The 6,494-nt window shown below is 58.8% G+C and carries 8 protein-coding genes; 7 read left to right on the forward strand and 1 reads right to left on the reverse strand.

The window, feature by feature from the left end; translation table 11 throughout:
• Window positions 1-4 precede the first annotated feature (4 nt).
• From ACYVGC_RS23565 to queG, 7 genes are all read left to right on the forward strand, one after another.
• A complete protein-coding gene (locus ACYVGC_RS23565) occupies window positions 5-817 on the forward strand; it encodes a P-loop NTPase family protein (protein WP_460586299.1) in 813 nt (270 codons plus the stop codon).
• Window positions 818-939: 122 nt separating this feature from the next.
• On the forward strand, window positions 940-2,175 hold the full coding sequence (locus ACYVGC_RS23570; RefSeq protein WP_460586300.1) for an acyl-CoA dehydrogenase family protein: 1,236 nt from the start codon (window positions 940-942) through the stop codon (window positions 2,173-2,175).
• A 42-nt stretch (window positions 2,176-2,217) separates the two neighbouring features.
• On the forward strand, window positions 2,218-2,829 hold the full coding sequence (locus ACYVGC_RS23575) for an acyl carrier protein (RefSeq protein WP_460586301.1): 612 nt from the start codon (window positions 2,218-2,220) through the stop codon (window positions 2,827-2,829).
• An 83-nt stretch (window positions 2,830-2,912) separates the two neighbouring features.
• Window positions 2,913-3,248, forward strand: a complete 336-nt coding sequence (locus ACYVGC_RS23580) for a hypothetical protein (RefSeq protein WP_460586302.1) — start codon at window positions 2,913-2,915, stop codon at window positions 3,246-3,248.
• A gap of 103 nt (window positions 3,249-3,351) precedes the next feature.
• Window positions 3,352-3,690: an HIRAN domain-containing protein gene (locus ACYVGC_RS23585; protein WP_460586303.1), complete on the forward strand. Its 339-nt coding sequence runs from the start codon at window positions 3,352-3,354 to the stop codon at window positions 3,688-3,690.
• Between the two features lie 106 nt (window positions 3,691-3,796).
• Entirely contained in the window at window positions 3,797-4,849 is a 1,053-nt protein-coding gene (gene ruvB, locus ACYVGC_RS23590) for a Holliday junction branch migration DNA helicase RuvB (protein ID WP_460586304.1), read from the forward strand.
• Between the two features lie 150 nt (window positions 4,850-4,999).
• Window positions 5,000-5,956, forward strand: coding sequence for an epoxyqueuosine reductase (queG, locus tag ACYVGC_RS23595; protein ID WP_460586305.1), 957 nt, complete (start codon window positions 5,000-5,002; stop codon window positions 5,954-5,956).
• Here queG and ACYVGC_RS23600 read toward each other — a convergent pair.
• Window positions 5,939-6,154, reverse strand: coding sequence for a hypothetical protein (locus ACYVGC_RS23600; RefSeq protein WP_460586306.1), 216 nt, complete (start codon window positions 6,152-6,154; stop codon window positions 5,939-5,941). The genes queG and ACYVGC_RS23600 overlap by 18 nt on opposite strands.
• Window positions 6,155-6,494: the final 340 nt, after the last annotated feature.

Raw genomic sequence — 6,494 nt, forward strand, 5'->3', positions numbered from 1 at the left:
ATCTGTGTTAGATTTTCACCTCCTCAAAGCCCTGCACACCGCCGCCGGCCCGCGCACCCTCGACGTGCGCCTCACCCTGGCCCCCGGCGAACTGCTGGCCATCAGCGGCCCCTCGGGCGCGGGCAAAACCACGCTGCTGCGCCTGCTCGCCGGCCTCGACTGGCCCGACGGGGGCTTCCTCACCGCCGATGGCCAGCCCTGGTACCGCCAGCAGCCCCGCCAATGGCTGCCCCCCCAGCAGCGCCCCCTGGGCTTCGTGTTTCAGGACTACGCGCTGTTTCCCAACATGACGGTGCGCGAAAACCTGGCTTTCGCCACCGCCGGCCGCGCCGAAGATAAGGTATTGATTGATAAATTATTAGAAGAATTGGAGCTGAATGAGTTGGCCCAGCGCCGGCCGGCCGTACTCTCGGGCGGGCAGCAGCAGCGGGTGGCGCTGGCCCGCGCCCTGGCCGCCCGCCCGCGCCTGCTACTGCTCGACGAGCCCCTCTCGGCCCTCGACCTACCCACCCGCCTGCGCCTCCAGCAAGTGCTGGCAAATTTGCATAAGCAGTTCAGCCTCACCACCATCCTCATCAGCCACGACCCCGCCGAAATAGCCCGCCTCGCCGACCGCGTGCTGGAGCTGGAGCTGGGTGAGGTGCGCCGCCTGGGGCCGCCCGTGGCCCCGGCCGCGCCCGCTACGGTGGCCGGCCGCGTGCTGGCCGTGCTGGCGGCCGGCCGGCTGCTGGTGCAATTGCCCGGCGGGGCCACCGTGGAGGTGAGCGGTACGGCCACGGTAAGGGAGGAAATCGCCCTGACGGTTGTTTACCAATAGGTAGCGTGGACTCTGTGAGTCCGCACGTGGGAACGTTGAATAACGACACCACGCGCGGACTTGCAAAGTCCACGCTACACGCAGCCACGCTACATTTGCTAAAACCCTAGCCCACCCCGCCCATGTCCTCCATTGCCGACGTTCTCAGCCCCGAATCCAAAGCCCACACTGCTCAAAAAGGCAGCACCAACGCCAACGGGTTCACCGATTATTTTGACCTCGACGGCCTGCTCACCGAGGAGCACATCCTCATTCGGCAGAGCATCCGCGACTTTGTTAAAAAGGAGATTTCGCCCAGCATCGAGAAGTGGGCGCAGGACGCGCATTTCCCCTCCGAAATCGTGCGCAAGTTTGGCGACGTGGGCGCGTTCGGGCCCACCATTCCGCAGGAGTACGGCGGCGGCGGCCTCGACTACATCAGCTACGGCCTGATAATGCAGGAGATTGAGCGCGGCGACTCGGGCATGCGCTCCACGGCCTCGGTGCAGGGCTCGCTGGTGATGTTCCCCATCTACGCCTACGGCTCCGAGGTGCAGCGCCAGAAGTATTTGCCCAAGCTGGCCAGCGGCGAGTGGCTGGGCTGCTTCGGCCTCACCGAGCCCGACCATGGCTCGAACCCCGGCGGCATGACCACCAATATCCACCAGGAGGGCGACCACTTCGTGCTCAACGGCGCGAAGCTTTGGATATCCAACTCGCCTGAGTGCCAGGTGGCCGTTGTCTGGGCCAAAAACGAGCAGGGCCGTATCAAAGGCGTGCTCGTCGAGCGCGGCATGGCCGGCTTCACCACCCCCGAAATTCACAACAAATGGAGCCTGCGCGCCAGCACCACCGGCGAGCTGGTGTTTGATAACGTATTGATTCCCAAGGAGAACATTCTGCCTAATATTGACGGCCTGAAAGGCCCGCTCAGCTGCCTCGACTCGGCCCGCTTCGGCATTGCCTGGGGTGCCATCGGCGCGGCCATCGACTGCTACGAGTCGGCCCTGAAGTACTCGTTGCAGCGCGAGCAGTTTGGCCAACCCATCGGCGGCTTCCAGCTCCAGCAAAAAAAGCTAGCCGAAATGATTACCGAAATCACCAAGGCCCAGCTGCTCGTCTGGCGCTTAGGGGTTTTGAAGAATGAAGGCAAAGCCACCAGCGCCCAAATTTCGATGGCCAAGCGCAACTCGGTCGAGATGGCCCTGCACGTAGCCCGCGAAGCCCGCCAGATTCACGGCGGCATGGGCATCACGGGCGAGTACCCCATCATGCGCCACATGATGAACCTGGAATCGGTGGTCACCTACGAGGGTACGCACGATATCCACCTGCTCATTACGGGTGCGGATATTACGGGTATTCAGGCGTTTAAGTAAAAAAATACTTTGTTTGAAAACAGTGGCTACTTCTACTTAGGAGTGGCCGCTGTTGCTTTAGCCAGTTTGGTTATGGGGCTTGATTCGGTAGAGTTGTTGGTGCGCTTCGAAAAGTATTTTGAGGTAGACGTGCCTGATTCGGTAGCTGAACAATTAGCCACGCCAAGCGACGTGGCTAGTTGGGTCAGTCAATTTTTAGGCATTAGCCTGGCGCATGATTCTGCTAGGCGCGCAGCTGTCGCGCAACAGTTGAAACTGCTTTTTGGCCCGTTGATGCCAGTTGCCACCACTCAACTAGCTGACCTATTACCCAACGGCGAAGCCTGGGCGCATTACGCCCAACTGCTAGTCAGCCAAACGAGCTGGCAGCTACCAGAAATTGACTGGTTACGCCCACCTCGGGCACGCGGCTGGCTTAATCAATTGTTTAATTGGGTAACGTCTGTCGAGCCACCCGAGCCAAATTCATACAGCTTCGCAGATTTAATTGACTGGACGCTGGCCCGTAATTACGAAGCTCTATTGCCGAAGCCTTGGCAAAGCTACTATGAAGTATTGCAGGCCGTTATGGGCATAACAAGCAATTCAAGTGGACTGGACATGAGCGAGATAAAGAGTAACAGTCGATTCACATCTGATTTGGGAATAGACTGACAATCAAGTAGAAGAGTAAGCTCGGCTTTAACGGATGAGTTTTAGCTACGTACAAGTTAGCTATACCCTTTCCTTTTCCACTCATGGCTACTGAACCTGAAAACCACCACGAAAACGCCGAAAGCCGCCGCGCCGAGCGCCGCGAGCATGACAACGCCGAGTACCGCGAGCAGGGCGATGACATGCGCCAGGGTGACCCCGACCCCGACCTGGCTCACCGCCTGCGCACCCGCTCGGGCGATAGTGATTTTGACCCCAACGTGCAGGCCGAAGATGGCACCAGCGATGGCGTGGCGGCCCACATCGGCAGCAGCGGCCAGGGCGCCAGCAAGCGTGGCCACGACACCGAGCAAAATAGCAACAAAGCCCCCGACCGCCTCGACCAGCACAACGTGGATGGCGGCGATTTAAAAGACTAACCGCCCCAAAGCAATTGACTAAAAGCCTATCGTGTTCAGTGCGATAGGCTTTTTTAGCGCTGGGTTTCCGGCCCTTTCCCGCGCTGGGGCGTAATTTGCCCGCATGAAGCCCGCCACGCCCCTCGTTTTGCTGGAATGCCTCGTTGCCGGCACTTCCCACCGCCCTGAACTTCCTGCCCAGGAAAAAAAGCTTAAAGTTGGCCAGGCCCTGCGCCTTGAGCGCGAAGCCGACAGCAAGTACGACGACTGGGCCGTGAAAGTGCACTCGGGCGCTGCCGATGACAAAGCCAACTACTGGCTCGGCTACCTGCCCGAAACCCGCAACGAAACCGTGGCCCGCCTGCTCGACGCTGGCTACCCTCTCACCGCCCGCCTAGCCCACAAAGCCTGGGAAGATGACTGGCTGCACCTCGAAATAGAGGTGCTGCTACCCCGCGAGTAAAGCTGCCTTTGCGTACGTAGCGGGAGCTTTTTGCTAACTAAAATGGTTAGCTAATAGTCCGTTGCCAACGGCCAGTTTTTACTCATCAACCGACCACCTATTTACCATGCGCGAAGCCTATCTTACTGGCGGCAACGAAAACTTCGATGCCACCGACAAGGACATCGACAAGGCCCTGCGCCCGCTGAGTTTCGACGACTTTACGGGCCAGGAAAAAATTCTCGAAAACCTCAAGGTGTTCGTGGCCGCCGCCAAGCAGCGCGGCGATGCCCTCGACCATGTGCTGCTGCACGGCCCCCCCGGCCTAGGCAAAACCACGCTCTCGCACATCATTGCCAACGAGCTGGCCGCAGGTATTAAAATGACCAGCGGCCCGGTGCTCGACAAGCCCAGCGACCTCGCCGGCCTGCTCACCAACCTGGAGCCGCACGACGTACTCTTCATCGATGAGATTCACCGCCTCAACCCCGTGGTGGAAGAGTACCTCTACTCGGCGATGGAGGACTACCGCATCGACATCATGCTCGACTCGGGCCCCAACGCCCGCTCGGTGCAGATTTCGCTGTCGCCCTTCACGCTCATCGGGGCTACCACGCGCTCGGGCATGCTCACGGCCCCGCTGCGCGCGCGCTTCGGCATCTCGGCCCGGTTGGAATATTATGATTCCAAGCTATTGACCACCATTGTGTTGCGCTCGGCCGAGATTCTGCAAACGCCCATTCATGAGGATGCGGCCTACGAGATAGCCCGCCGCTCGCGGGGCACGCCCCGCATCGCCAATAACCTGCTGCGCCGTACCCGCGACTTTGCCCAAATCAAGGGCAACGGCACCATCACGGTTGAAATCGCGCAGTTTGCCCTAAACGCGCTCGATGTGGATGCCCGCGGCCTCGATGACATGGACAAGCGCATTCTCACCACCATCATCGACAAGTTCAAGGGTGGCCCGGTGGGCATCAGCACCATCGCCACGGCTTGCGGCGAGGAGGGCGAAACCATTGAGGAAGTGTACGAGCCCTTCCTGATTCAGGAAGGCTATATCAAGCGCACGGCGCGGGGCCGCGAGGCTACTGAGGCCGCGTACCAGCACCTGGGCCGCCTGCTGCCCAACCACTTACGGGGTAACAACGGTGACCTGTTCGGTGAGATTACGGCGTAGTTTGTAGCGTGGACTCTGTGAGTCCGCGCGTGGGAACGTCTGATGCTACTACGCGCGGACTCACAGAGTTCACGCTACCTTCCCTAACGGAACGCGCCGCCCACAGCGGCGCGTTCTTCGTTTCTTCGTGGTTCAATTACTTCAAAAACTATGTTGCTGCACGCCGAATGGACGCCCTACATCAAGCGCCGCGCCGCCGAGCTGGGCTTCATGGCCTGTGGTATCTCCAAGGCTGAGTTTTTGGAAGAGGAGGCCCCGCGCCTCGAAAACTGGCTGAAAAAAGGCATGCACGGCCAAATGGCCTGGATGGAAAACCACTTCGACAAGCGACTAGACCCACGTCTGCTCGTGGATGGGGCCAAGTCGGTTATCTCCCTGCTGCTCAACTACTACCCGCCCGCCGAACAGCAGCAGCCCGACGACACGCTGAAAATAAGCAAGTATGCCTATGGGCGTGACTATCACTTTGTTATCAAAGACAAGCTCAAGACGCTGCTGGCCGATATGCAGGCCAACATCGGCGAGGTGGGCGGGCGCTGCTTCGTCGATTCGGCCCCGGTAATGGACAAGGCCTGGGCCAAGAAAAGCGGCCTGGGCTGGATCGGCAAAAACTCCAACCTCATCTCGCCCAAGTCGGGCTCGTTCTACTTCATCGCCGAACTGATTGTGGACGTGGAGCTGGCCTACGATGGGGCCATTCGGGACTACTGCGGCACCTGTACCAAATGCCTCGACGCTTGCCCCACCCAGGCCATTACGGAGCCCTACGTGGTGGATGGCAGCAAATGCATCAGCTACTTCACCATTGAACTGAAGGACCAGTTGATACCCCAAAGCGTGGCGGGGCAGTTCGGCAACTGGGTATTTGGTTGCGACATCTGCCAGGATGTGTGCCCATGGAATCGGTTTTCCAAACCCACGCAAGAGCCTCAGTTTCAGCCTGATGCGGAATTGAGTAAGCTATCGGTGAGCGACTGGCAAGAGATTACGCATGAAGTTTTTCAGGCGCTGTTCAAGCAGTCGCCTCTCAAGCGCACGGGTTACGAGGGGCTGAAGCGCAATATCCGGTTTGTGACCGGGCAAAGCCAGCTAGCTACCGGCAGCTAGGCGAGGCAGGGCGCTGTACTGAATAAAAACACGCTTGAGCACGCGGCGATAAAGCCGCGCAAACTTTAGGTAGCACCAGGTTTTGAAGTCGGCCAGGTCGTCGGGCAAAATCTGGTGCAGAGCCTTGCGTAACTCCTTCTCGAAGAGCGCTTTGCTGAAACTTACTTTCAGCAGTATCATTTTCGCGTAGTCTAACATAGCGGGTGGGAGGGAGAGGATAGAAAACAACTAAGACGACGGCCAACCTTTACGTGAAAAAAGCAGCCTGGGCTACTTTTTAACGCGCTTTTAACGTGGCTAGTACGCACAAATATCGGGAATAATCTGATTTCCCGGCTCTTAGCTGATTAGCTATATCCGTGCGGATTGCGTGCCGGCTGGTTGTCGCTGTTGCTGAGCTAGTGGCACATAAAAAAAGGCGACCCCTAAAGGTCGCCTTTCTGAAAAATCTGCAACAACTAGGTTGAACTAGTTGAAGTAGGTGCCGCTCACGGAGAAGAGGTTGGCGATTTTGGCCACCGTGCCTACGTCCAGGCCT

This window comes from Hymenobacter arcticus (genome assembly GCF_054779975.1).